Consider the following 26267-nt stretch of genomic DNA (forward strand, 5'->3'; position numbering starts at 1 on the left):
TTTACCCCCATGAAACCAAGCTCATGGAGAGAGGATTGAAAAGATAAGGATGAAAAGGCAAAACCCTGATGCCGTAGGCGTAGATTCCTGTTTCTTCGCATGGTATCGTCCCGGTGAATCGCCACACCCCTTCGGATACCGGCCCTTCACTCACCATAGTGGTAATGTTGCGGTTCAGCATTTTCTCCGAGTCCGAGACATTGCCGTGGACCAGATCCACAACCACTTCTTCATCCCTGAGCTGACCTAGCTGAACGACGGCGGAGACGTTCAGATCCTCTCCCAGGGCCACTCGGTCGCCCTGGGGCAGCGAAACGTCGAGGACTTTCACATCCTTCCACAAGTTGCGCACCTTCTGCTTCCAATCGCGAAGTTCTCGAGCGCGTGCGAGCCGATTTTCGCCCAGGATCTGGTGCGCAAGGCCGGCCTGCGTGTAGTAATCTCCCATGTATTCTTCAATCATGCGATGCGAATTGAAGTGTACGCAGATCGTGGCCATGCTGTTCTTCATCATTTCTATCCATCCGTGGGGGAGCCCGTCGGGTCCTCGATCGAAAAAGAGAGGAATCACCTCCTCCTCCAGCAGTTCATAGATATTGGAGGCTTCCACTCGATCCTGGTACGCAGGGTCTTCGTACTCTTCCTCCCCGCCGATAGCCCAGCCGTTGGCTCCGTTATATGCTTCAGGCCACCAGCCGTCGAGGATGCTCATGTTCAGAGCGCCGTTGGCCGCGGCCTTCATACCTGAGGTGCCGCAGGCCTCGTTGGGTCTCCTCGGCGTATTGAGCCAAACGTCCACGCCCTGAACCAGATATTTCGCTATGTTAAGGTCGTAATCTTCCAGGAAGACCAAGTTGCGCCGAAAGCCCTCGGATCTGGCCTGGTGCACCACCATCTTGATTATCTCTTTGCCCAGGCGATCCTGAGGGTGTGCTTTGCCGGCAAAGATAAATTGAACTGGACGGCGCTTATCCGACATCAGGCTCAACAGGCGGTCCGGGTCGGTGAACAGCAGTCCCGCGCGTTTGTACGGTGCGAACCTGCGGGCAAATCCTATGGTGAGCGCTTCAGGATTCAGCAATTCCCTGGAACGCCGCACGTTAAGCATGGTGGAGCCGCTGCCGGACTTGAAAAGGCTCGCAAGGCGCCTCCGAGAAAAGGCCACAAGCCGCTCTCGCCTCGTCTCGTGGACTCTCCACAACTGGTCGTGCGGTATGTTGTGAACACGCGACCATATCTTCGTGTTGTCAGGTTCTTCTACCCATCCCTCGCCCAAGTATCGCGCGAAGAGGTCTCCCATCTCTTTAGACACGTACGAAGGGATGTGAACGCCGTTGGTGACATAACCGATGGGGATGTCTTCCTCATCCACGTGCGGCCACAGACTCCTCCACATTTTCTTGGCAACTGTGCCGTGAAGGCGGCTCACCGCGTTTACTCCCCGGGACAAGCGTAGCGCCAAAACGGCCATTGAAAGAGGCGAAGTCCGATCCTCGGGATTTTCACGGCCCAGATCCAGCAGGTCCTTGACGCTCATTCCCAGCGATTCCACGTAGGTCTTGAAATAACGTTCCACCAGTTCGGGAGGGAACAAGTCGATTCCTGCGGGGACCGGCGTGTGAGTCGTGAACACGGTGGAGGCTGCAACCGACTCCACGGCCACATCAAAGGGAACGCGGTAAGTGAGCATGGTCTGGCGGATACGTTCCAGGGCCGCAAAAGCCGCGTGGCCTTCGTTCAAATGGTATACAAACGGCCACAGGCCCAGTAGATGAATGGCTTTCGCTCCGCCGATCCCGAGGACTATTTCCTGCTGGATCCGCATTTCCACATCTCCGCCATACAGTTCAGCGGTAATTCGGCGCGAGCTGTCAGAATTTGAGGGATGGCTGGAGTCCAGCAAATAAAGGGAGATGCGACCCACCTGTATCTTCCACACGAGGATTTTGACCACGCGCTCGTCCAGCCCGAGGTCAAAAGAAACCTGATTGCCCGTACCGTCCAGGACCGGCGATACAGGCAGGTTGTAGAAGTCGTTATCGGGATAGGACTCTTGCTGCCAGCCGTCAATATTCAAGTATTGTTTGAAATAGCCCTTCTGATAGAGGAGCCCCATTCCTATGAGGGGGAAGCAGAGGTTCGAAGCGCTCTTGAGGTGATCGCCCGACAAGACGCCAAGCCCCCCGGAATAAATCGGAAGCCCCTCGGCAAGCCCATATTCCATGCTGAAGTAGGCGATCCGATAATCAATGGGTCTTTCCAGGTTGAAAGAATAATTTTTAGTAATGCTCACATAGTTATCGAAGGCCGTCTCAGCCTCACGGATCCTCTCCATGAGGGAAACGTCCTCGAGGATCTCCTGTTTCCTTTCCGTGGAAAGATTGGCCAACAGCAGCATGGCGTTGTGGCCCGAATCTTCCCACAGATCCGGGTCCAGTGCCTGGAAAAGGCGGCTCACATCGGGATTCCAACTGAACCATAGGTTCATTCCGATATTACGCAGAGCTTGCAGCGGATCAGGAAGATCCGGCTTTACCAGCAAATAACGGGGCCTCATTCGTAACCTCGTTTCCGATCTGACGAAATGGCTGTCAAACGAGTAGATCTTAACCGTCCGACCAACCTGGGGGCCTTCATGGCCGCGCGGCCCGACCGACCGTCCGAGTGATCGGACAAATGTGAACCCGCGATCCCGGCCACCTCGCAGGTTAGCTTATCTGTGGACAGGTTTTTGTGCAACTCCTAAAGGCATCGACGGGAAATCCTTCAGTGATGTCAACATCGGCATCACTCATGGCCATGTCGGAGAGCGGTGGAGCAGGCCTTCCAGCCTGCTTGTCCCAAAATGCCAATGATGGCAGGCCGACAGGACTGGTCCACAAAGAAGACCACCCCCTTGAAAGGCTGAATGTTCACAGTCCTCGCACAGGCGCGCTTAATCGCTTTGCGCTCGTCTCGCTTATCACTGTCGTGCCCGCGTACAGCATAGACCGAATGATCAGCCGTACATCGGACTGGAAGGACCTACACGGTCGGGGCGGCGCGGTGAGGATGTTTTACCTTGCCAATGGAGCGATCCTTTTTTTAAGTGTGATGCTCTTCGGGTAAAGTGAGCGTGGGGCAGGGGTGTATCGGGGGAGGAAAAAGGGGAGTGGACTGCAAAATCTTCAAAGCAGACTGTCCGCACCCGCGTGGCCCGATGAACGCTCAAGACGCTCAGGAAACCCTAACGGGCGAGTTTATGACAGGTCCCATGACGTTCTCCGGAGGGATTGAGGACCGAGCAGCATCGCTGCGAGGATCTTCGGATCTTGTTCGGAGGCTGTTAACCAATACTATGGCTTGGTCCACCCCGTACTTCCATAGAACCACAAAGAGCCCGCAGGCCGCCAATAGGCCCAAGATAGAGGTAATCAGAAGAATGTACCCGAGAGATCGCGCACCCAGGCTCTCCGGTGACAATGGAATCACCAGTAGCAACAGCAAAAAGAAGGACTTTGGGAGGTGGACCACACTCCCCAACAGAGCCTGAATGCAATCAATCAATTTAATTATTATTTTGAATACAGCCCACAGCAGACCGCATCCGAAAAGGAGGAAAACGGCCATTCGAGCTGCAAAAAGCTCCGTGGAAGAAACTTCCAACCCGCTAAAAAGGAAGTCCAGGCGGATGAAGTTCTGAACGTGAGCAAGGCCGTCCCAGGGAATATTCATGGAAATCCTCCGTGTGGTTTGCGGAAAAGGGGCCGCGTCGTCTTAGATTTCAGTTAAATAATTACATTCAATACACTGAAATCTTGTTACTATTAATACATATAATGGTCCATTAATCAACCAAAAATGATGCTCGTCCGCATCCACGGGGACACGCCGTTAGACTGCCCTTATTGACAAAGCCCTTCCAAGATCTTAGGCTTGCAAGAAAATAAGCCGGAAGTGCTGATGGCCGTTCTCCGAAAAGGCTTTCTTTCATTAATTTCCATGTGTTTCAGCTCAAGCCGCGCCCTGAATAGCTCCTTATCCGCAATTGTGTTGGCGGCGCTATGGAGCCTAAGCGGATGCGGTGTTGCTCCGTCATCTCCTCTGGATAAGGCCAAACAACTCGTCAACGGAGGCGAGTGCGCGAAAGCCGTCGAGCTTTTGGACCAGGCTATCCAAAAGAGCCCGACCGATATTTCGTTGGTCATTATGAGGGGGAGAGCAAGGGAACGTTGTGACGAAATAGATCCGGCCTTGGGAGACTACCAGGCGGCCATCGACCTCAATCCCAGTTCGGCCGAGGCCTGGGAAGCAAAAGGCAGGCTGCTTGAAAGACTAAGAAATTACGGCGCAGCCGTCCACTGTCTGGAGCAGGCAGCCAAACTTGCTGAAAAGCCCGCGGCCATCATCTCTGCCATTGGACTGATTCATTTCTACCAAGATGATTACAAAGAGGCCCTGCGATCCTTCGACAGATGCACGGAACTGGACCCGAGACAAGAGAGCGCATACTTTGGAAGAGCCGCGATCAGGATCGAAGAAAAGGACTACTCGGCCGCTATCCAAGAAATGGATAGGCTTTTGAAAATCCAGCCCAAGAATGCGCAGGCCTTTTTTCGGAGAGGGTTCGCGCACCTCAAAGCCGCACAGCCCGCGCAGGCGGTGTTGGATTTCAACAAGGCCCTGGAACTTGATTCCGATATGTCGGAGATATACTGGTATCGGGCGGACGCTCACAGAGCCATGAACGACCTGGAGCAAGCGCTCAAGGACTATGACAGGGCGGCCACGGTGGATCCCAATGATTCCATTCTATTCCTGAATCAGGGGACCCTACTCATGATGATGAACAGGTATCCGGAGGCCCTTGAAAAGCTGAGGAGGTCAATAGTTCTCGATCCGGAGAACCCGCTCCCGTACATAAATCGGGCCACGCTGCACCTCGGGACCGCAAATTATCTGGGCGCCTTGAGGGACTTGAACAAAGCCTTGGACATTCGAGGCGACGACCCCTGGCTCCTGGTGAAGCGAGCCTCGATCTTCAAGGTCATCGCACGGGGAGATTGGGCACTCTCCGATCTTGATAAGGCCTTGGCCCTGGACTCCACCAACCATGAAGCCTGGCTGCTACGCGGCAGTCTGTACTTCAACGAGAGACAACTCGATCGTGCGGTCGATGACCTGCACGAGGCAATCCGTCTGGCGCCGGACGATCCGGTGGCTTACCAGTTGTTGGCTGAGGCGCTACTCAGGAAGGGAGATATAAGGGACGCTCTGGAGATGGTTAGCCAGGCTCTAAAGAAGGAATCTTCATTCGCTCCGGCCTATGTCACCCAGGGGGACATCCATATGGCGGATTCCCACATAGACCGGGCCGTGGAAGCCTATTCATATGCCCTGACCACTGACCCCAACAACTTCGAGGCCCGACTCAAAAGGGGAAAACTTTATATGGAATTGGGCAACTATCCCCAAGCCATAACGGACTTTGACCAAGCGGCCAAAGCTAACCCGTACACCGGAGAAGTGTATCGGCTCCGCGGCCAATGCTATGAGACCCTGGGTCAATCTGAGGAAGCAACCCAGGATATGTGGAAGGCCCGGGTGTTCGCAAATCGCTGACGCGGAGTTGCGCTCACAGGAAGAGGATGGAGAGGTCCCGCACTCCTCGGGATTTCGCAAACGGAATTATTTCTTTGGGGGTGAGCCTAGGTGTCATTGCGAGGGCGTAGCCCGAAGCAATCTCCTGAAGAGCATGAACAGATTGCTTCGTCGTTTCACTCCTCGCAATGACACTGGTGTCGCGAAATTGAACCTCGTTCCCAGGCGGAGCCAGGGAACCAGATGGAAAGTGACTTAGCTCTCCAACTTGTCCGGCACTGACCTGGTTCCCAGTTCAGTGGCACCCAATAATTTCAACTTTACAGCGGCGCTGGGTGCCACGGACCTGCCCGGGCAGGTCCGTGCTCCTTCGCTGCGATGTTCCAAACCTCAAAGAAATACTATAATTACGGGCTTCTATCGCTCGTCGATGATACGTTTAGCCTTGCCGATGCTGCGCTCTATTGAGTCATGAGCCAAGACGATCACCGGAACGTTTATGCCGATGACCTGCTGTATCCTGGCTGAAATCCTCTTGGAGAGTTCGGCGATCTTTTCCTGACCTGCTTCGTACACCGCAGGCTTGACCTCGGTCTCTACGGTAATGTGATCGATGTAACCTTTCTTGCTCAAGCGAATCTGGTACAGGGGCTCGACTTCCTCGAATTCCATCAAAACCGTTTCAACCTGCGACGGGAAAACGTTCACACCGCTGATAATCATCATGTCGTCGGTGCGGCCCAGGATCTTGTCCATTGTAACCAGCGTGCGTCCACACTCACATTTTTCACGGCGTAGCGTGCAGATGTCTCGCGTCCGATAGCGAATCATCGGCATGGCCCTACGTTGAAGCGAGGTGAAGACCAGCTCGCCCTCCTGCCCCAATGGAACCGGTTCGAGTGTTCCCGGGTCCACTATCTCCGGGTAGACGTGATCTTCGTTCACGTGAATCCCGTAATATTCGCATGTAAAGGAAACACCCGGTCCCATAAGCTCGGTAAGCCCGTAGTGCTCGTACGCGTGAATGCCGCCTCGGGATTCGATGTCGCTTCGCATTTCGGTGCTCCACGGTTCCGCGCCGAAATGACCTGTCCTCAACGCGGTCTTCTTCAGGTCTACACCCATTTTTTCCGCTCTTTCAATTATTGTGAGGCAATATGAGGGTGTACAACATAGAGCAGAGGTCCCAAAGTCCTGAATGAGCATGATCTGCCTTTCGGTCATCCCCGCTCCTGAAGGAACGACAGCACAACCGATTCTCATCGCCCCCTGGAGAAACCCTAGCCCTCCTGTGAAAAGGCCCATTCCATATGCATTCTGGAGCACGCTATCCGGTCTGACCTCTTGGGCCCACAGGCCTCGTGCCATGCAATCCGTCCACTGATCAAGGTCCTCGGCCGTGTATGGCCCGGTGATGGGTTTACCCGTAGTTCCTGAAGAAGCATGAACGCGGACCACTTCAGACATCGGGACAGCGCACAGGCCGAACGGATAGTTGTCTCGCAACGCGGTCTTGATCGTGAAAGGGAATTTTGCAAGATCTGCCAGCTTTTGGAAATCGGACGGTTTCACGCCCGTTTCATCAAAGGCCTTCTTGTAGTATGGGACCTTGTCGTAGACCCACTCTAGAGTCTGCTTAAGTTTTTCCGTCTGAAACGCGGCCATTGCGGATTCGTTCATAGTTTCGAACTTTTCGTCCCAATACTTCTTTGACATGGGTTCCTCCTCGGCGATAACTATGTCTGTTTTACGATGGCGGGTAACTCAGGAAGGCCTTTATCACTGTACAAATACGGAATGATAGAAATTCTGTCAAGTGAAAAGGATATATGGTACGATTTGGGTCTGACAGCCACATTTGTTGTGCGGAACTTCAGTGTAGTGAAAGTCGGCCGAGTATTTATACTACCTCCGGGCCGCGGTCGCCTTGGGTACCAGTAGGCGGACTGGGGCCTCTTGGCCGCGGAAAGTTCGTGCGCTGGAATAGCTTGCTCAATGGGCGTTACTCTGGTAATCGTTGAGGGTGAAAAACGTCAAATGTGTTGGTTCATTTTGCAATAAGGGAGGGGCCATTTTCGCGTCCAGCGCGGCTGTCGGTCCGGCGCGGCTGACTGTAGGCCACGACCGCTGAGCAGCCGGGGCTGTTCATGGCTGGATAAAGATACCGCGGACAGAGCCTTCTTTCTGACATCGAAGGGAGAATATGAGATGGAAATCAGCAAGATAGGGGTTATCGGGGCCGGCCTGATGGGCTCTGGTATAGCTCAAGTGGCGGCCCAGACGGGTTTTCAGGTAAGCCTGATGGACGTGGAACAGCGTTTCGTGGACAAAGGGCTTGCTACCATTGACAAGAACCTCAAGCGCATGATTGATAAAGGCAAGATGGAAGCTTCCGAGGCGGACGCTGTCCGTTCGAGGATAAAGGGCACCTTGTCTTTGGGTGAAGCAGCTTCCGATGTGGACGTGACCATAGAAGCGGTCATCGAGAAGATGGACCTCAAGAGATCCGTTTATAAGGAACTGGACGGCATTGCCAAGCCATCCACAATCTTCGCCACAAACACGTCGGGCCTGAGCATAACTGCAATGGCTGCCGTTACATCCAGGCCGGACCGCTTTATCGGAATGCACTTCTTCAACCCTGTCCCCGCCATGAAGCTTGTGGAAGTAATCCGCGGCTATGGCACGTCCGACGAGACTGTGAAGGTCATAAAGACCCTGGCGCAGAAAATGGGTAAGACTGCCATCGAGGTTGTAGAAGCCCCGGGATTTGTCGTGAATCGCATTCTTGTTCCCATGATCAATGAAGCGATTTTCGCGCTGCAAGAGGGGCTTGCCAGCGCTGCTGAAATCGATGAAGGGATGAAACTGGGTGCCAACCATCCGATGGGCCCATTAGCTCTGGCCGATCTTGTAGGACTGGACACGCTGCTCAACGTCCAGCAGCATCTGTACGAAGAATTCGCGGACCCCAAATACAGGCCGCCCACGTTGCTGAGGAAGATGGTGAGGGCAGGCCATCTGGGCCGGAAGTCAGGGAAAGGGTTCTATGACTACGGTTCGTAACGGCAGGTAATGATGGGGCGCAGTAGATTTGGCGCTCCCAGCCTAATTATGGTCCGCTCGGTCCCACATTGCCGCGAGAAGGCCTTGGGTTTGAAGGGGACTTCGATGCCTGTAGTGTAGTGGCATCCCGCGATTTTCCGGGACCGTGCCCGTAGCTTTCAAGGAGCGGCCGCAAGCCGGCATACCGGCCCGACGCTTTCTTATATATGACCTGACCATCGGAGGATAACATGGAGGAAATGGAACGATTCGGTCTGACCGAAGAAGAGAAAATGCTTCAGGACATGGTGCGGCGCCTGGCCAAGGAAAAAGTGGCGGAGGGCGCGGAAGTGAGAGACAAAAAGGGCGAATACCCTTATGACATGCTCGAACTCATGAAAGAGAACGGGCTGATGGGCGTGGACTTTCCGGAGGCCTACGGCGGTATGGCCGCGGGTATGATAGCGCATTGCGTGGTGGTTGAGGAGCTGGCAAAGGTGGACGCTTCGGTAGCTTTAATCCCATCCTGCCAGGAACTTGGGTGCCTGCCGATAATTCTGGCAGGCAACCACGAACAGAAAGAGAAATACCTTACACCGTTGTCGTCGGGCGAGAAACTGGCTGCCTTCGGGCTGACCGAGGCCAGGGGAGGGTCTGATGTTGCGGCTTTGAAGACTCGGGCCGTACGCAAAGGTGACAAGTACATCCTGAACGGCTCAAAGATGTTTATCACCAACGGCGGAGTTGCCGACACGCTCGCCATCTACGCCGTGACCAATCCGGACAAGCCGTCCCACCAGAACGCCAGCGTGTTCATCCTTGAAAAAGGCACGCCCGGTTTCAGTGTGGGCAAGCCGGAGAGCAAGCTCGGCATCAAGTGCTCTGACACAAGGGAATTGGTTTTCGAAGACGTTGAGATCCCTGTGGAAAACAGGTTGGGTGAAGAGGGCGACGGTTTCCACATCATGATGAAGACCTTGGATTTCAGCCGCCCATCAGTTGCGGCTCAGGCCCTCGGTATCGCCGCGGGAGCTTTCGAATTTGCGACTGAATACGCCAAGGAGCGTGAGTCTTTTGGCAAACCGATCATCAGGCACCAGGCCATCGCTTTCAAGTTGGCTGAAATGTCCATGAGGACCAACGCGGCTCGCCAGCTTTTGTGGAGGACATGCTCGCTTCTCGACAAAATCTCCAAAGATCTTTCCAGAGTGCCGGCCGAGACTGTTCGATTCTCGTCCATGTCCAAGGCGTATTGTTCCGACGTGGCAATGTGGACCACCATCGAAGCGGTTCAGGTCCTGGGCGGGTACGGATACATGAGCGAGTACCCTGTGGAACGCATGATGCGGGATGCCAAGATCACGCAAATCTACGAAGGAACCAACGAAATTCAAAGGCTCGTCATAGCGTCCACTTTGTAAAACCTCCGCGGAGTGGGGCTTTTCAGCTCCACTCCGATGACGCGGGTGGGCCGGATTCGATCCACTCGCCGCCGCAACACTTCCCCTTTCAGAGGTCCAATGAGCCTAACCGTACGCTTGAGACTTCAACGTAAGATCGAAAAGCTGAAGAGGCTTGTCCTCTCCTTGGGCGCTCGCGTGGAGGAGAGCGTCAAACTGGCTGTCAAGGCCATCAAAATGCGAGATGCTGAGCTGGCCCGGAAGGTCGTGGACGGTGATATGGAAATCGACAGCATGGAAATGGACCTTGACGAAGAGTGCCTTGAGATCCTCGCTCTGCATCAGCCCGTGGCAACGGATTTGCGGTTCATAGTAGGCATCCTGAAAATGAACCAAGACCTGGAACGCATCGGAGACATGGCCGCGAACATCGCCAGAATAGCCATAGATCTGCAAGCCAATGATCCCATACATATACCCGATGATTACTTCACCATGGCAGAGGAAACCGCGAGCATGTTGCGCAAGACCTTGGATGCATTTGTGAGCATGGACAGCAACCAGGCGTTTGAGGTCCTCGCGGAGGACGACCGGATCGACCTCAAGAAGCATCAATTACACAGGGATTTTGAGTCCAGAGTGCAAGCCGATCCTGAAAACCGCCGTGCGCTGATCCACTTGTTCCTGGTGTCCCGCCACCTGGAACGAATTGGAGACCACGCCACCAACATCGCCGAAGACATCATTTACATGGTTACCGGTGAAATTGTCCGCCACGGTCAAAAATGACGACCTGCCGGACGTTACTGCCGCGAACCGGCGCCCGCGCACCGGACCTTCATTTCCACTGTTGCCGATAGCGCTCCCTGTTTTGGGCCGGGCCTTCCTTTATGAACTCCGATTGTGTATGATGCTCGATCATTTTGATGGAGAGCGAACGACGAATGAGCCAAAGCTGGGTTCCTATTTCCACTATATTGAAGACTGCTCCGAAGCTACTCGAGAAGCCCAAGTACGCCAAAAACGTGGCGATGATTCAGGTCGACAAGTTCCTCAGGAACCTGTCTCAAAGGGCCGATGAAGGCAAAGCGAATCGGATCAGGCAGTGCAGCATCCGCATAACCGATGTCTGTAACCTCCGGTGCCACACCTGCGGCCAATGGGGCGACCGCGGCTTTCTGCGGTCATGCTCTTTGAAGGAACTCAAAAACCAGGAAGTAACCCCTGAACGTTATTTAGAACTCCTGCGCGACCTCAGCGAGCACGGCCACACACCTTCCGTGTACTTGTGGGGCGGCGAGCCCATGCTGTACAAGGGCTCGGTGGAGATAATCGAAGAGGCCGCCCGGCTGGGCATGCCCCCGAGCATCGCAACCAACGGAACGGGCCTCACGGAAAACGCCGAGCGACTGGTCGCCGCTCCAATGTTCGTGGTTCAGATATCAATAGACGGCCCCGACGAAGCGGTCCATAATGCCAGCCGCCCTGGAGCGAGCCCGAGCGTAAACAACTTCGCGACCATCACCAAGGCCATCGACCGTATTACCGCTCTGCGAACGGAAAGAAAGCAGCGACTCCCCCTGATCGCGGCCCTCACCACCATAAATAACGTGAATTACAATCGTCTGGTGGACATCTACGACGTGTTCAAAGACAAGGTGGATGTCTGCGTGTTCTACCTCGCGTGGTGGATCGACGAAGAGTCAGCGGAGAGACACGCCAAGGACTTCGAGGAACGCTTCGGGTTCAGGCCTCAAAAACACTTCGGCTGGATCGGAAGCTGGAGGCCGCCGGATTACCAAGTGCTCTCCAATCAGCTAAAAACGTTGAACGATCGTGCAGGGAGCCTCTCCGGCCCAGCGGTTATCATCATGCCGCCCCTGACCGATCCCAAGGATCTGGAAACCTACTATTCCGACCACGACTGCCGCTTCGGCTTTGACCGCTGCGTGTCCATATTCAGTGCGGTGGAGATCAATTCCAACGGCGACATGTCTCCATGCCGCGACTACCACGACTTCGTTGTCGGCACCGTCAAAGAAAAAACCATCACCGAACTCTGGAATTCCAAGCTCTACCGCAAATTCCGAAAGAGCCTCTCCGAAAAAGGACTCATGCCCGTCTGCACCCGCTGCTGCGGCTTGATGGGGTATTGATGGGAAGTGCGGGGGGAAACTTTTTTGTAAAAAAGTTTCCCCCCGCACCCCCCTTCCAAAAACTTTCGTATCTTGGCTTCGTTTGGAGCACCGAGGCTTTGTCAAGGCACCGCCATTAAGCCAGCCAATTATAGGAGTTTTTGGGGGAGGGGTCCGGGGAACCCCTTTTCTGCTAAATGGATCATACCTTTAGCTCCGCTTAAGGTTGTGGAATACCATAATCCTGTCATTGCGAGGAGTGAAACGACGAAGCAATCTCTGTTGGTGGGACAGGCTTCCAGCCTGTCTATTTGAATGACCGGCAAGATGCCGGTCCTACCCAAAATGAGATCGCTTTCCCGGCGACCGCGGGATCTCACTCCCCACAATACCAATGGTCAGAACCATCATGAGACGATGCCTCGAAATCATAATGCCACGGCATTGGCCGAATCTGCGGAATAAAATATACCAGCCGTTGCAAAAAAGGGGTTCCCCGGCAATCTTCCACTCTTCTCCGTTCCTTCCCCTCCTCTCACACTTCCCCTAAGCCTTTGAAATGATTTATGAGGAAGCGTGCGGCGAGGCCGTTGAGGATGCCGGTGCCGACTGCGGCAAGGAGCATCAATGGGAACAGGAGGAAGATCCCTTCGCTGCGAACCAGCAGGAAATAGGCGACCAGGAGTTGCGCTAGGTTGTGTGCCACCGCACCCACGAGGCTAACTCCGACCTCGGAAAAGATACGACCGAACAGTCTGTGGACTAAGGCCATGGCCAGAATTGCGCAGGTCGCACCCGCGAGAGACAGAGCAAAGGCAGGAGAGCCGAAGAGCCCAGAAGCCAGTGAACCTAGAAAGACGCGTCCAAGAGTAATGAACAACGCGGCCTTGAAGCCGAAAAGATACAGTGTGGCTAGCCCGATGATGTTGGCGAACCCGAACCTGAACCAGAGTACGGTTATCGGGAGCAACCCCTCCGCTGTGTGAATGACGGTCGCCAAGGCCAGAAGAAGAGCCAATCGAGCCAACTTCCGCACGCGGCCGGTCATCGGGTCACCGCGTCGACGCTTTGGCCCCTATCGTTTCCAACCCGGACGGCGATCTCATTGGGAACGCAGACCAGGATTCCTCCTTCGGTACCAAACTCTCCCATGTGTATGCAGATTTTGTTCGGACAGGGAGAAGAATCTATGCGCGCTCTGCCGTCCTTTATCCGCAATACGGTTTTGCCCAGCGGTCCCGGCACTTCGATCATGCGGTCTTGGCTCAGCGGGTAGCGGCCCACTATTCTGTTGCCGGAATAGACCTCCACATTTGTTCCCCCGGAAATGACCCAGCGCGGGATCGTGAAAAACATCGCGGCCGCCAGCGCCAAGGTCACAGCAACCAGGGTCCAGTCAGCTAAAGTCATGTAACCAGTTGTCTTCATTGCTGTTATACTATGAATGCCTTTTTCTGCGAGGCCATGCGAAGAGTTCAGCCGAGCGCGCGGGCCTTGGACTCAGCGATTCGATGCTGAAATGATGCGGACCCTTCACAAACGGCCAATACAAAAAGAAGATTCTTTATTTTTCTTGCATCATGCCGGGATTCGTTATAAATATCCGTAGTGACATTCCGCGCATTCCAGACAAGCTAAAAGGCGGTCAAACATGAAATGCCCGGCCTGCGGCGCCATCGATGACAAGGTAATCGACTCCCGCCTCGGGAAGGATAATACAGTAATTCGTCGGCGACGTCAGTGCCTACGGTGCAAGAAACGTTTTACGACTTACGAAAAGATTGAAGAGACTCTGCCCTACGTGATCAAGAAAGACGGGCGTCGGGAAGCCTTCGACCGCAGGAAGATCGTAGAAGGAATGCGTCGAGCCTGTGAGAAACGCCCCGTCAGCATCGACAGAATAGAGGCGGTCGCGGATTCGATAGAACAGGAACTCTTGGAAAGGCCGGAAAAAGAGATTAGCGTTGCTTACATTGGTGAGCGCGTGATGGAAGAACTGCAACGGATGGATGACGTTGCTTACGTGAGATTTGCCTCGGTGTATCGCTCCTTCCGGGACATTGAAGAATTCGTGAGAGAAATAAAGGAATTGTATGAACTCAAGGAGGCCCGAGAGCAGCGCGGAAGTCAAGACGGACCCCCGGATGAAAGAGAAGGAATTCAAGAATCGCCGTGACGCTGAAAAGTTCATGGCCCTTGCCCTCAGACTTGCACGCCGCCGTTTAGGTCGAACTTCCCCCAACCCGGTTGTCGGCGCGGTACTGGTCAAAGACGGAAGGGTCGTAGGAGAAGGGTACCATCGCGCCGCGGGCGAACCTCACGCGGAGGTCGAAGCGATCCGAGCGGCAGGTTCAGAGGCTAAGGGCTCCGAGCTTTTCGTAACTCTGGAACCTTGCAACCACCATGGGCGGACCCCACCCTGCACGGAAGCCATCCTGGAGGCCGGGATCAAGAAGGTGTGGTACGGCATGGACGATCCTAATCCGGGAGTTCGCGGAGGAGGTGCTAAGACGCTCCGAACAGCGGGTGTGGAGGTCGTCGGCCATGTTTTGGAAAATCGGTGCCACCGCGCCAACGAGGTTTACGTCACCAACGTGACCCAGCGCCGGCCGTTTGTGTTCCTCAAGCTTGCCATGAGCTTGGACGGACGAATTGCAACAAGAACAGGCCACTCACGGTGGATAACCTCTGCGGCTTCCCGTGAGAAGGTCCATCGCCTGAGGGACCGAGTATCCGCCATAATGGTCGGTGTTCAGACGGTGCTCGCTGACAACCCTATGCTGACCACGCGTCTCCCGCGAGGCGGCGGACACGATCCCATCCGAGTCATAGCGGATTCGAGTTTGCGTACCCCGCTGGATGCGGCGATTTTCAATCCTGATTCCACCTCGGGAGTCATTATTGCCACGCGAAAGGACCCTCCACCGGGGCCGAAGTCCAACTTGGAGAAACATGGAGCCAGGGTTCTGCCGACTTCGGGCTCGAAACAGGTTGATCTGTCCGATCTACTCTTGCGGCTCTACAGAATCGGGATTACTTCGGTACTCATCGAAGGTGGGGCTCAGTTGGCTTGGGGCGCCCTTAGCGCCCGTGTTGTCGACCGGTGCCTTTTCTTTTATGCACCTATAATAATAGGCGGAGAAACTGCTCCGTCAGGCGTAGGCGGGGCCGGGATCAAGACGCTGAACGAAGCTCCCAGACTCTCGGACGTTGAATTCAGACGCATCGGACCTGACATGCTACTGAACGGACGAGTATCCTATCCGGAGGTTGGCGAATCTGGTTAGCCTGGCCGTCGGCATTTTAGCATGAGGCGTATCGGATGATTCTTCAAATAAATCCTACTCATCCTCAGCCCAGACGTATCGCGCGCGTTGCAGAGATTCTGGAGGCGGACGGCGTAATAGTGTACCCCACGGATACGGTGTACGGACTGGGATGCAGCATACATAGCAAAAAAGCGCTGGATAAAGTGCGTCGAATCAAACGCATGGACAACAAGCGTCATCTGTCCTTTGTTTTTTCGGACCTTAAGACCATCTCCCTGTACGCCCAAGTGAGCGATAATACCTACAAGATACTGCGCCGGCATCTGCCAGGGCCGTACACTTTTGTGTTACCGGCCACTCGTCTTGTTCCTCGAATCGTGCTGACCAAGAAAAACGAAGTAGGTATCCGAATTCCGGACAACACGATATGTCAGGCGCTTTTAGCCGAGCTGGGGCACCCTATTTTGAGTTCATCGGTGCGCCTGCCCGACGATCAGCTTCTGGACGATCCCAAGGAAATAGAACGGATGTACAAAGGGCAGGTTGATCTTGTGGTTGATGGCGGGGTTTTCTTGCCTGAGCCGTCTTCGGTCATTGGTCTGATGGACGACATGCCTGTAGTGATTCGGGAAGGGAAGGGAGACGTGATGCCTTTTATTTAGCCCCAATAAGCCTTGTCAATAATTCCGCGTTCTTCTTTGCGCTTCCCACTTGCCTCAAGATTTCTTCCCGGCCTTTCTTTCCTAACCGTTCTGCTTCTTGAGGGTTAGACAGCACTTCGGTGGCCTTTTTCACCAGGTCTGACGTGCCGGCAACCTCCCGCCCTGCGCCGGCGCGCACCAATATGTCTCTCGCGTCCCGGAAATCTTCCATGGATGGCCCGAACATTACCACTTTGCCCCATGCAGCCGGTTCCAGAATGTTTTGCCCGCCCTTAGGAACAAGCGACCCTCCCATGAACACCAAGGACGCGACTGAGAACACTTGAAACAGTTCGCCTGTGCAGTCCACTATGATCACAGGCTCATCTCGGCGCCTTGTGCCCTGATCGACTGAACTTCGTAGAAACGGCGCGGCCATATTACGATCTTTCATGGCTGCGATTATGGAGGGTGTTCTCTCAATGTGCCGGGGAACCAAGATTAGGACGAGATCCGGGAATTCCTCGCGCAGGCTCAAGTACGCATCAAGCACCATCTCGTGTTCACCCGGATGGGTGCTCCCTGCAACAAAAACCTTGGCGTTTGGTGCCAGGCTAAACATATCCCGTATTCGTTCCTCAGCCTCCACGGGAATTTCAGTCAAGGCTGCGTCAAACTTCGTGTTGCCCGTGATTTGAATTCTGCTTGCAGGCGCGGCCATCTCGGAAATTCGCCGGGCATCGGAGTCAGAGGACATGAGAAAGAGGTCAATCTGTTCGAGGACCGGGGAAAACAGCGCACGGAGTCTCTTGTACCTGGGGAAGGACCTATCCGAAATTCTTCCGTTGGCCAGAGCAACCTTGGCTCCGGTCTTCTTGAGGCTGTGTATGAGGTTGGGCCACAGCTCAGTTTCCATCAAAACGAATAAATCGGGCTGAATTCGCTGTACAACGGGGTCTACAAAAGCGGGAAAATCCAGCGGCAGGTAAATCAGCCCATCAGCCTCGGGGATCATCTCCGCGGCCTGGTCCTGGCCGGTCTCTGTTCCGGTGGAGACGATTACGGATGCGGAGGGAGTCAGCTCTTTGACAGCGGCCACCAAGGGACTGAGCGCCACGACCTCTCCGACTGATACCGCGTGGAACCATATTCTCGGTCGGGCAAGCGTCTCCGGGACGAAGCTCTCGGGAAGCCTGCCCAGCTTGCCGCTCAACGACCGTCGATATTTGCTGCGGAGAGCAATCTTGGGAAGATAGTAGGCCGCGAGAAACGGCGCCACCAGTGTATGAAGGAACACGTTATACAGGAAGCGGTTCATGAGGAGTGTGACCGGTGTACGATCATAGAATTAACACCCGAAGTCATGCTGTTTCAACCAATCCAGCCGGCCCCGATTTTCGAGAGAAGATAAATGCGGTGAATTCTCGTCCCCTTTTTAAACGGGATCGTTCGTTGCGGCGCTTTCCACCTTGGAAGTCGGCATGACTCAATTGCAGTTTTCAGTCTTTGTGGAGAAGGTGGGCTCCAGCTTGAAATTCTTTTCCACCAGAAAGGGATTCGGTTCGATTTTGCTGATCTGCACCGTGGTGCGCCACCCTCCTTTGGGCGACTGAATGTCAAAACGTCTCGGCAGCCATCCGTCTTCTCCTGTCTTGAATTCCCCAAAATTTGCGGTGAGATCAACCTCACCACGTGGGCCGAGTCTTACCAAGCGCTTAATAAACAGGTTCTTGGCTTCCAGGGTTGCTTCCCAGGTCCTTCCCTGACACAGCACGTTGATGACTATGGTCTCCGCATCCTGTTTCATGACTTTCTGGAAGGTCACATTCTTCCACTGAAGAAGTATTATGGGGATAAGCCCCTCTATTTCTGCTACATCCGGGAACCGCTTGCCAAAACAGTCCTTCCCGCCTTTGAGGATCTTGCCGTCGGACGGTATGTACAGCTCGAATAACCCGTCTTTGATAACCAGTTCAAACAAAGGGTTTCCACCTGTTGCAAGGCCTTGGAATCGGAAATCGGCAGGACGTCTGTACAGAAGGAACCCCTTAACATCCTGCCGTGATTTATCCGCTTCGTATAAGCTGGTAACGTTCATGACGACTTTCATCGCGCTCAGCTTCTTTCCCTTTTCCGCAAGCAACTCAGGGATCTGTTGAGGTTTGAGGCTTGGTTCCGCATGAAGACCGGTAGGGAGCAGCACGGCCCAAGCCGTGAAAAAGGTCGTCAGAAAGGCTGTCCATCTTTTCATTGCAACCGCAATACGCTAAACGAGATAGAAATGGGAACGCCCAGTGCGCCCCTTGGATGAACTTAATAGCAGACCCGCGGTCCGTATGCAATGGACCAGCGCACATGGGACCGCATCGAGTCCTTCATGAATGAGCCCGCAGAGTTATGTGGCAATTCCCCCTTGGATTAGTCGCATGGTGGCACGGTAGTAGGGGCACCAAATTCCGTATTGGACAAATCAAGGGGAAAGCATATTACTGATCCATTGTTTTTCAGTGGTTTCTTGACCGCCGGTGGGATGTGTTGCAAAATCTTCTCCGTCGGATGGCCATGCCGATGCACTTTGAAAATGGCCCTTCCCGAATGGTTTCTTGGTTATACAAGGGCAGGGCGTGCAGCGCCACTGCTGCTACCTTGCAGACCACCGGTTAGTATCAATCTCAATGTGCCGGCATATATTTGTTGGAAGTCCTTAATTCAACATGGATCATTGACCAGGGGGCCGGAATGGACTGGATTACGATCGACCAGATTTCTCGGTACGAAGGCAAACAGGTGGAGCTGCGCGGATGGATCGCCAACCGGCGGTCATCCGGAAAGATCCGGTTTCTTCAATTTCGGGACGGCCACGGGACAATCCAATGCGTGGTCCTTGTGGACCAGGTCTCGTCCGATGTGTTTGAACTCGCTGACCGAGTTCCTTACGAATCTTCAGTAATCGTACGCGGTGAAGTGAGGAAGGATCCGCGCTCTCCGCTCGGCTTCGAGCTGACGGTCCACGACATGACCTTGGTTCATGAAGCAGAGCCTTACCCTATTGCAAAGAAAGAGCACGGAGTCGGCTTCCTTATGGATCAGCGTCACCTTTGGCTGAGATCTTCTCGACAGGTGGCGCTCCTGAAAATTCGTTCCGTGTTGTCCCGGACGGCGAGGGCTTTTTTTGACGATCTCGGATTCGTTTCCGTGGAAGCGCCCGTACTTACGCCAACGGCCTGTGAAGGCACCACGTCGCTTTTTGAGGTAGCCTACTTCGACCGTTCAGCATACCTGACCCAGTCCGGGCAGTTGTACGGCGAAGCCGCGGCCATGGCCCTGGGACAGATTTACGTTCATGGTCCGACTTTTCGCGCGGAAAAATCCAAGACGCGGCGCCACCTAACCGAATTCTGGATGATTGAGCCCGAGATGGCTTTCTGGGAGCTGCCTCAAGCGATTGATCTTGCGGAACAACTTGTTTGCAGGATCGTGGAGAACATTCTCGACGAGTGTTCCAGACATCTGGAGATCCTGGAACGAGATCGCGGTCCCCTGGAGAAAGTGAGCCCACCATTCCCCCGAATTACTTATTCCGACGCGGTTGAAATCCTCAAGCAGCACGACACCCCATTCAACTGGGGCGATGACTTTGGAGCGGAAGAAGAGGCGGTGCTCTCGGGAGCCTTTGAAAAGCCTGTCTTTGTAACGCACTATCCCGCGGGCGTTAAAGCGTTCTATATGAAAAGAGATCAGTCAGACCCCCGGCTGGCCCTTGCCGTGGATTTGCTGGCACCGGAAGGCTACGGTGAAATCATTGGCGGCGGCCAACGAGAAGATTCCCTGGAGAAGCTTGAAGCCAGGATAGCGGACCACAACCTCGACCGAGCACCCCTGGAATGGTACCTGGACCTGCGCAGGTACGGTTCGGTTCCTCATTCGGGATTCGGCTTGGGAATTGAGCGCACGCTAGCCTGGATCGCGGGCATACACCACGTCAGGGAGGCCATTGCCTTCCCGAGACTGATGGACCGACTGTACCCTTAGATAGACGGTGCGAGCGGGCCGCTAATCAACTCGGTTGTTTAATTTCCAAAAGGTTTTCTGCGAATTCGTTGTCCACAACATCAGGGTCCAAGGAGTGAACTTTGATCAAGTGGCGGAGATGAATTAGGCTGTCCAGGTCGATTCTGCTAAATCTCACGGCAATACCCGCATCTTCCACACGAACAATAAATCCGTCCACTTGTATCCTCAAAAGGCTTGCCGGGCCAATCAGGTCTACATTCAGCACGCAAGGTTCACCTTCCGGAAGGTATTCAGCGACCTCCACAAAAGCTCCCCCGAGGCTTATATTTCGCAATTTGTTGGACGATATGACTTTGTTGCTCGTGGATATCTTCGCTTCGGTCCGGAACGGTATTCGTGTGAACTGTCTTTTTTCTTTGTCCGACATCATAGAATCCTGAGATCCGGTGGCGGCTAATCAGACTCTAATTTAGGGTTCAGCCGTGGCACACTCCCTAACATCCGGATCGAACCGGTGGGACCGCGTGCCAAGATCGCTCCATCGGACGATCCTCATTGAAGCCCCCATTCAATCAATGGAGGCTATCAGACGGTAATAACTCAGCCACTCCGGCGGCATACCCACAGGACGGCCCAGGATAATTGTTATTTGGGGCCGAGAATCAGCGTCATGTTGCGGCCCTCAAATTTGGCCGGTTGTTCCACTTGCGCGTCTTCCCCCACCAACTGAATCACCTTGTCAATGATAGCATGAGCTTGCTCGGGATGAGTAATCTCTCTCCCCCTGAACATGACGGTGACCTTAACTTTGAACTTATCTGCAATAAATTCTTTAAGCCTCTTTACCTTGTAGTCAAGGTCATGTTCTTCCGTTTTGGGCCTGAGTTTAATCTCCTTCACCACTACGATGGCTTGTTTCTTTTTTCTTTCATGCTCTTTCTTGCTTTCCTCGTAGCGGTAGCGTCCGTAGTCCATAATTCGGCACACGGGCGGATCCACGTTTGGAGCAACCTCGACAAGATCCAGTCCGTGTTCCTCCGCCTTCTGCAAGGCGGTCGGCACATCCAGTATCCCAAGTTGCTCTCCATCGGGTGAAATGACCCGCACCTTCAGTGCACGTATCTTCTGGTTCACCCTGACCTTAGGTTCCACGGGAACTGGAACTCTTGGCCTTCCTTTCATGAACAAAGCCCCCTTGAATATGACAGGTGGATTTTTGCGGTTCCGCCGTTACTCATGACCGTCCGGCGACCTCTTCACGGAACATGGACAAGAATTCATCGAGGGACAGCATTGATGTCTGCTCCTCTCCTCTTTTGCGAACCGCGAGAGTCCGGTTGGCCACTTCCTTGTCCCCAACAATTAACATATAAGGGATTTTCTGGCCGCGAGCTTCCCGGATTTTGAACCCGATCTTCTCGTTTCGAAGGTCCGTTTCCAGTCTAACCCCTTCTTTCGTCAGCAAATCGGCCATCTCCTGAGCGTACTGCTGTTGCCTATCCGTAATAGTCATGATCACAGCCTGTATGGGTGATAGCCACAGCGGGAAAAGCCCCGAATAGTGCTCGATCAAGACCCCGATGAAACGCTCAATTGCGCCCAGGACGACGCGATGAATCATCACCGGCCGCTTGCGCTGGCCGTCGGAGTCCACGTAGGTCAAATCGAATCGGTCCGGAAGAGTAAAGTCGCATTGAATGGTGGCGCATTGCCAGGAGCGAGACAGAGCGTCCTTTAGTTTTATGTCAATTTTCGGCCCATAGAAAGCTCCATCACCCTCATTGACCTCGTAATCGGCGTTCAGGCCTTTCAAAGCCCTTTCAAGAGCATTGGTCGCCCTTTCCCAGTCCTCGTCCGTGCCGATTGACTTTTCGGGGCGAGTGCTCAGTTCCATAGTATAATCGAATCCGAAAATTCCCATGACTTCTTGAACAAACCTGACAATTCCCACTATTTCATCGTTCAGTTGTTCCGGCGTACACAGGATGTGCGCATCGTCCTGGGTGAATTGTCGGACTCGCAAGAGCCCGTGGAGCACGCCGCTTTTCTCGTGGCGGTGAACGGTCCCCAGTTCAAAGTACCTCAACGGCAGGTCACGGTACGAACGTATCCTGGATTTGTAGATCAGCATGTGAGCGAGACAGTTCATGGGCTTAATCCCATAGTCGATCTCGTCCACAGTCGTAAAATACATGTTGTCGCGGTAGTTGTCGAAATGCCCGGACCTTTCCCAAAGCTCGCGTTTGAGGATCTGTGGGCCGACAACCATCTGATAGCCACGCTTCAGGTGTTCGGTTCTCTCGAATTCTTCTACGAGGTACCGGAGCATAGCGCCCTTGGGGTGCCATATGACCAAGCCGGGGCCGGCCTCATCAACGATGGAGAAAAGGTCCAGTTCCTTTCCCAGCTTCCGGTGATCGCGCTTCTTGGCCTCTTCGATAAGGTGCAGGTGCCTCTCCAAATCCTCCCTGGAAGGAAAAGCGGTCCCGTATATCCGCTGCAGCATGGGGTTACGTTCGTCCCCTCGCCAGTAAGCCCCTGCAACCTTCATCAGCTTGAAAGCTTTTATAAACCCGGAGTGCGGAATGTGCGGCCCACGGCACAGGTCAGTGAACTCACCTTGCGAGTATAGGCTTACGGATTCGTCTTCCACACCTTGAATTAACTCGACCTTGTAGATTTCGCCTTTTTCCTCGAAGAAACGCGTGGCTTCCTCCTTGGACAATACCATTCGTCTAAAAGGAAGCTTGCTCTTCACAATTTCGTGCATGCGGCTTTCGATCTTCTCAAGATCTTCAGGAGTGAAGGGTCTGGAAACGTCAAAATCGTAGTAGAAGCCGTCTTCGATAGAAGGACCAATAGCAACCCTGACGTCAGGGAAGAGTTCCTTGACCGCCTGAGCCATGACGTGGGCCGCGGAATGGCGTAGTATGTCAAGTCCTTTCGGAGAGTAAGCGCTGACGAATTCAAGCACACCGGGGTCTGTCAGCGGCGCGGCAAGGTCCACGGACTTGCCGTTCAACTCTGCCGCAAGAATGTCGCGACCGTTCTGTATACTGATGTCCCTGAGAATCTCTGCGGGAGTAATACCAGGCGGATAAGACTTGTTTCCACCTTGGATCTGAATTTCTATGGAAGACTTCATGCTCTGGGAGAATTCGCAGCAAAAGCAAGGGCTGCGACCCACAACGGGTTAACTATCATCTATTAGGCACCACTCCTTTTCCTCGTAATATTGGGTGGAGGAACCTTCCTATCCTATAACTGGTAGGCGCGTGGGGATTTGAACCCCAGACCCTCACCGCGTCAAGGTGATGCTCTCCCCCTGAGCTACGCGCCTACAACATAACAATCAGAATTAGCAACCGTCCAATAGATTGTCAAGGGAAAACAAAAAGGCTCTGCTTCTGTTAATGCGTATTATTGGCCCTCGAACCTCAGCTTACCATAGAGACCAGGTCCCGGGAACATTCATCGAGATGCGCGGGCGGCATGTCTTGACCTCTGAAATCAGGCTCTTTATGAGGGTAAGCGCGGCCCCATCATTCCAGCGGGCGGCACCGAAGCTGTATCCCACCGCACTGCCACGGCAATCGAGGATGTAGGTAGTGGGGAAACCCGGGACCTCCAGGACGGCTTCTCGCCCCGGAGTTACCACGAAGGCCGTATTCTTGCCCGCCATGTTTACCACTTGCAGCTTGAATCCCTGGCCGCCATCAAACAGGACCGGAAAGGGCATCTGGTTGGCAACGGCGTATCCGGTGATGGCCTGCGGCGAGTCCACCAAATTGACTCCCAGGACTTCGAGGCCTTGGGGACCAAAGGTCTTCTTCAGATGATGCAGGTCAGGTTCCTCCATTCGGCAGGCCGGACATTGGATTGACCAAAAATGCAATAAGACCACTTTCCCTTGATAATCGCTCAAAGAAACCCTCTGCCCCGATGGGTTCCTTAAGACAAGATCTGCAATTTTGAACGGTTTCGGATAAACAAAAATATTGGCGTCGGATGCGCCGGCTGCATATGTAAGCTGTGCGTAAGCTAGGATGATCGCGGACAGGGTTAGAGCGAGAAGAGCAGCTTTGCCGAAGGTGAATTTCATTAGGCCTCCCGAGGGGTCGTTTAAATATAAATATATCAATTATGATATAATGGCCCGATTGTCAACCCTTTTTTCTCGCGGCCACTTTTACGGCCTTACATTTGATCAACCGGGTGAGCCGTGGTATGGAATGAAAAATGAAAACTGTCAAGATCCAGGGAGTGCTCGTTTCGGTCCACGATGTCGGCGTTCTTATACGCGGTCCGGCAGGGTCCGGGAAATCCTTTGCGGCGTTGAATCTTCTGCGCCGGGGACATTACTTCGTAGCCGACGACCTCGTGGAGGTGTTTCATGATCCCCAAGGAAATGCCCTGGTCGGAAGGGCTGTGGAACAAGACGTTCGAATCGAGGTCAGGGGCCTGGGTATCTTTGCGGCCAAATCCCTGTTCCCCCGCGGCATACTGACGTCAGCCCCGATAGATTTCGTGGTGGAGCTTGACGAGTACAACCCGGCCATAGACCTCGGTAGGACCTCTCCGGACACAGGAAGACTGCAACTCATGGATATCGACCTCCTGACCGTGCGAGTCCCGGTAGCCTCGGGCATGGACCCCGCCCTTCTCATAGAACTGTTGGCTCGATTCTTTAAGACCAACAGAACGGTGTAAAACGTATGAAGCGAAAAGTTGTAATCATCACAGGCCTTTCGGGGTCAGGGAAATCTACTGTGGCTCGCACGCTTGAGGATGCCGGTTTCTTCTGCGTGGACAACTTGCCTGTGGATCTTCTCCCCAAACTGCTGGAACTCAGTGACGCCCTGGCGGAAGAACTGACGCGTCTGGCGCTGGTGATAGATCTTCGCCAACGCAAGTTTTTCCCTCGATATCCGACCATCCTGGACGCCCTGGACTTTAAGGAGACCTCCCTGGAAATCCTTTTCGTGGACGCGAGAGACGAGGTGCTCATCCGCCGGTACAGCGAAACTCGACGCCAACATCCGTTGGCCCCCGCGGGAAACGTCATGGAGGGGATTAGACGCGAACGACAGGAACTGAAAGAGATTCGAGAGCGCGCGGACTGGGTCATAGACACGTCCGACATGACGGTTCACCAGTTGCGTGAAGAGATCAAAAGGGTCTTTGCGACATCCCCGGGCGATGCTTTGAAGATTACCGTGGAGTCCTTCAGTTTTGGCAAAGGCCTCCCGATGGAGTCCGATTTGGTGCTGGATGTTCGCTTCTTGCCCAACCCGTATTTTGTGGAGGAATTGAAGGCCAAGGACGGCCGTGACACCGAAGTGGCCGAGTGGGTCTTTTCGCATGAGACCACACGGAAGTTTCTGGAAAAACTCACCGGCCTGCTACTTTTTCTTTTGCCTCTTTACATGAAGGAGGGTAAGCAGTACCTTACGATCGCGGTGGGATGCACGGGAGGACGCCATCGATCGGTAGTCGTCGCTGAACATGTCTCTCGGTTCCTTGTGGAGAATGGCTACAAAGGCGTCGAGTTGAGACACAGAGAGTTGTCCCGCTGACTCTTGGACTTGAAAACGGCTGTAAGTCAGGAAGCGCCAAATCATGATCGGTATACTTGTTTTGACTCACGGCGAGCTTGGTACACAATTTATCAACACGGCTCGCTTGATAGGGTTGAGTTCGGAAGAGGCGGTCGTCGCACTGTCCATAGATCCCACGGAATCCCCGGATGTCCTCAGAGAGCAGATGTCGCGAACCATTAACAAGGTGGACACCGGAGAAGGTGTGCTCATCCTGACCGACCTGTTCGGCGGAACTCCGTGCAATCTTTCGCTTTCGTTTCTCGAGGACGGGAGGGTGGAGGTAGTGACCGGACTGAACCTTCCCATGATGATCAAAGCAATAAACTCCAGGTCGGACCACAATCTGGGCTCACTGGCAAAGCTGGCTTCCGAGGCCGGCAGAGACAATATCTTTTTGGCAGGAGATGTCCTGCGACAAAGGATTTCCCGAAAAGGACCCGGAGAGAAAACCGGCTGACGGCCAAGTCATGCGATTCCCCGGCGTAGAGCGCTAGCGATCGCTTTTGTAGCCCATCTCAAAAAAAGAATATCCGATTGTATGGTCGTTGCTTCGCGGCGAAAGCTGGGTTGGTGCAAATAAACA

The 26267-nt window shown here is 54.0% G+C and carries 24 protein-coding genes and 1 tRNA gene; 13 read left to right on the top strand and 12 right to left on the bottom strand.

The annotated features are described in order from the left end of the window. Position 1: 1 nt before the first annotated feature. The gene (glgP, locus tag HY913_02185; protein MBI4962063.1) at positions 2–2557 is read right to left on the bottom strand and encodes an alpha-glucan family phosphorylase; all 2556 of its coding nucleotides are present in this window, start codon (positions 2555–2557) and stop codon (positions 2–4) included. Between the two features lie 215 nt (positions 2558–2772). On the opposite strand from glgP, the gene HY913_02190 reads away from it, so the two are divergent. Then, a complete protein-coding gene (locus tag HY913_02190) occupies positions 2773–3108 on the top strand; it encodes a hypothetical protein (protein ID MBI4962064.1) in 336 nt (111 codons plus the stop codon). A gap of 108 nt (positions 3109–3216) precedes the next feature. Here the strand turns inward: HY913_02190 and HY913_02195 are convergent, their stop codons facing one another. After that, positions 3217–3714, bottom strand: coding sequence for a hypothetical protein (locus HY913_02195; GenBank protein ID MBI4962065.1), 498 nt, complete (start codon positions 3712–3714; stop codon positions 3217–3219). Positions 3715–3942: 228 nt separating this feature from the next. Between HY913_02195 and HY913_02200 the strand changes: the two genes are divergently transcribed. Then, on the top strand, positions 3943–5601 hold the full coding sequence (locus HY913_02200; GenBank protein ID MBI4962066.1) for a tetratricopeptide repeat protein: 1659 nt from the start codon (positions 3943–3945) through the stop codon (positions 5599–5601). A 396-nt stretch (positions 5602–5997) separates the two neighbouring features. Here HY913_02200 and HY913_02205 read toward each other — a convergent pair whose 3' ends face one another. Next, entirely contained in the window at positions 5998–7296 is a 1299-nt protein-coding gene (locus tag HY913_02205) for a phenylacetate--CoA ligase (GenBank protein ID MBI4962067.1), read from the bottom strand. 498 nt (positions 7297–7794) lie between these two features. Between HY913_02205 and HY913_02210 the strand changes: the two genes are divergently transcribed. The 4 genes from HY913_02210 to HY913_02225 all read left to right on the top strand — a co-directional run bounded on the left by HY913_02210 (position 7795) and on the right by HY913_02225 (position 12181). Continuing rightward, entirely contained in the window at positions 7795–8646 is an 852-nt protein-coding gene (locus HY913_02210) for a 3-hydroxybutyryl-CoA dehydrogenase (GenBank protein ID MBI4962068.1), read from the top strand. Positions 8647–8876: 230 nt separating this feature from the next. Continuing rightward, on the top strand, positions 8877–10046 hold the full coding sequence (locus HY913_02215; protein ID MBI4962069.1) for an acyl-CoA dehydrogenase family protein: 1170 nt from the start codon (positions 8877–8879) through the stop codon (positions 10044–10046). 99 nt (positions 10047–10145) lie between these two features. Then, on the top strand, positions 10146–10814 hold the full coding sequence (gene phoU / locus HY913_02220; GenBank protein MBI4962070.1) for a phosphate signaling complex protein PhoU: 669 nt from the start codon (positions 10146–10148) through the stop codon (positions 10812–10814). A 155-nt stretch (positions 10815–10969) separates the two neighbouring features. Beyond that, complete coding sequence (locus HY913_02225) at positions 10970–12181, top strand: radical SAM protein (GenBank protein ID MBI4962071.1); 1212 nt, start codon at positions 10970–10972, stop codon at positions 12179–12181. A gap of 514 nt (positions 12182–12695) precedes the next feature. Here the strand turns inward: HY913_02225 and HY913_02230 are convergent. Beyond that, entirely contained in the window at positions 12696–13208 is a 513-nt protein-coding gene (locus HY913_02230) for a Gx transporter family protein (GenBank protein ID MBI4962072.1), read from the bottom strand. Next, positions 13205–13570 carry a NusG domain II-containing protein gene (locus HY913_02235; protein MBI4962073.1) on the bottom strand — a complete coding sequence of 122 codons (366 nt, stop codon included), beginning with the start codon at positions 13568–13570 and terminating at the stop codon, positions 13205–13207. Before HY913_02235 ends, HY913_02230 begins: the two co-directional genes overlap by 4 nt. A gap of 241 nt (positions 13571–13811) precedes the next feature. On the opposite strand from HY913_02235, the gene nrdR reads away from it, so the two are divergent. Genes nrdR through HY913_02250 form a run of 3 tightly spaced genes read left to right on the top strand, consistent with a single transcriptional unit; the run spans position 13812 to position 16091 of the window. Next, on the top strand, positions 13812–14336 hold the full coding sequence (gene nrdR / locus HY913_02240) for a transcriptional repressor NrdR (GenBank protein ID MBI4962074.1): 525 nt from the start codon (positions 13812–13814) through the stop codon (positions 14334–14336). Further along, positions 14305–15447 (top strand): bifunctional diaminohydroxyphosphoribosylaminopyrimidine deaminase/5-amino-6-(5-phosphoribosylamino)uracil reductase RibD, encoded by a 1143-nt coding sequence (gene ribD / locus HY913_02245; GenBank protein MBI4962075.1) that lies wholly within the window; start codon positions 14305–14307, stop codon positions 15445–15447. The genes nrdR and ribD overlap by 32 nt, the downstream gene beginning before the upstream one ends. 35 nt (positions 15448–15482) lie before the next feature. After that, positions 15483–16091 (top strand): threonylcarbamoyl-AMP synthase, encoded by a 609-nt coding sequence (locus HY913_02250; GenBank protein ID MBI4962076.1) that lies wholly within the window; start codon positions 15483–15485, stop codon positions 16089–16091. Here the strand turns inward: HY913_02250 and HY913_02255 are convergent. Next, positions 16084–17388, bottom strand: coding sequence for a 3-deoxy-D-manno-octulosonic acid transferase (locus HY913_02255; GenBank protein MBI4962077.1), 1305 nt, complete (start codon positions 17386–17388; stop codon positions 16084–16086). The two genes, HY913_02250 and HY913_02255, sit on opposite strands and share 8 nt — an antisense overlap. Positions 17389–17556: 168 nt before the next feature. Further along, entirely contained in the window at positions 17557–18321 is a 765-nt protein-coding gene (locus HY913_02260; protein ID MBI4962078.1) for a hypothetical protein, read from the bottom strand. 488 nt (positions 18322–18809) lie between these two features. Between HY913_02260 and asnS the strand changes: the two genes are divergently transcribed. After that, positions 18810–20102 carry an asparagine--tRNA ligase gene (gene asnS, locus HY913_02265; GenBank protein MBI4962079.1) on the top strand — a complete coding sequence of 431 codons (1293 nt, stop codon included), beginning with the start codon at positions 18810–18812 and terminating at the stop codon, positions 20100–20102. 25 nt (positions 20103–20127) lie between these two features. On the opposite strand, the gene HY913_02270 is transcribed toward asnS, so the two are convergent. From HY913_02270 to HY913_02290, 5 genes are all read right to left on the bottom strand, one after another. Next, complete coding sequence (locus HY913_02270; GenBank protein MBI4962080.1) at positions 20128–20511, bottom strand: PilZ domain-containing protein; 384 nt, start codon at positions 20509–20511, stop codon at positions 20128–20130. A gap of 218 nt (positions 20512–20729) precedes the next feature. Then, complete coding sequence (locus HY913_02275) at positions 20730–21266, bottom strand: translation initiation factor IF-3 (protein MBI4962081.1); 537 nt, start codon at positions 21264–21266, stop codon at positions 20730–20732. Between the two features lie 52 nt (positions 21267–21318). Then, positions 21319–23229, bottom strand: a complete 1911-nt coding sequence (gene thrS, locus HY913_02280) for a threonine--tRNA ligase (GenBank protein MBI4962082.1) — start codon at positions 23227–23229, stop codon at positions 21319–21321. A gap of 120 nt (positions 23230–23349) precedes the next feature. Beyond that, positions 23350–23424, bottom strand: a tRNA-Val gene (locus HY913_02285). 102 nt (positions 23425–23526) lie between these two features. Then, positions 23527–24186 carry a TlpA family protein disulfide reductase gene (locus tag HY913_02290; GenBank protein MBI4962083.1) on the bottom strand — a complete coding sequence of 220 codons (660 nt, stop codon included), beginning with the start codon at positions 24184–24186 and terminating at the stop codon, positions 23527–23529. Between the two features lie 137 nt (positions 24187–24323). Between HY913_02290 and HY913_02295 the strand changes: the two genes are divergently transcribed. The 3 genes from HY913_02295 to HY913_02305 are packed head-to-tail and all read left to right on the top strand — an operon-like array spanning position 24324 to position 26141. Further along, positions 24324–24794 (top strand): hypothetical protein, encoded by a 471-nt coding sequence (locus HY913_02295; GenBank protein MBI4962084.1) that lies wholly within the window; start codon positions 24324–24326, stop codon positions 24792–24794. A gap of 5 nt (positions 24795–24799) precedes the next feature. Then, positions 24800–25660 carry an RNase adapter RapZ gene (gene rapZ / locus HY913_02300; protein ID MBI4962085.1) on the top strand — a complete coding sequence of 287 codons (861 nt, stop codon included), beginning with the start codon at positions 24800–24802 and terminating at the stop codon, positions 25658–25660. A 43-nt stretch (positions 25661–25703) separates the two neighbouring features. Then, entirely contained in the window at positions 25704–26141 is a 438-nt protein-coding gene (locus HY913_02305; protein ID MBI4962086.1) for a PTS sugar transporter subunit IIA, read from the top strand. The last annotated feature ends 126 nt before the right edge of the window (positions 26142–26267 follow it).

The organism is Desulfomonile tiedjei, from assembly GCA_016212925.1.
In the GTDB taxonomy this organism is placed as follows: Bacteria; Desulfobacterota; Desulfomonilia; order Desulfomonilales; family Desulfomonilaceae; genus JACRDF01.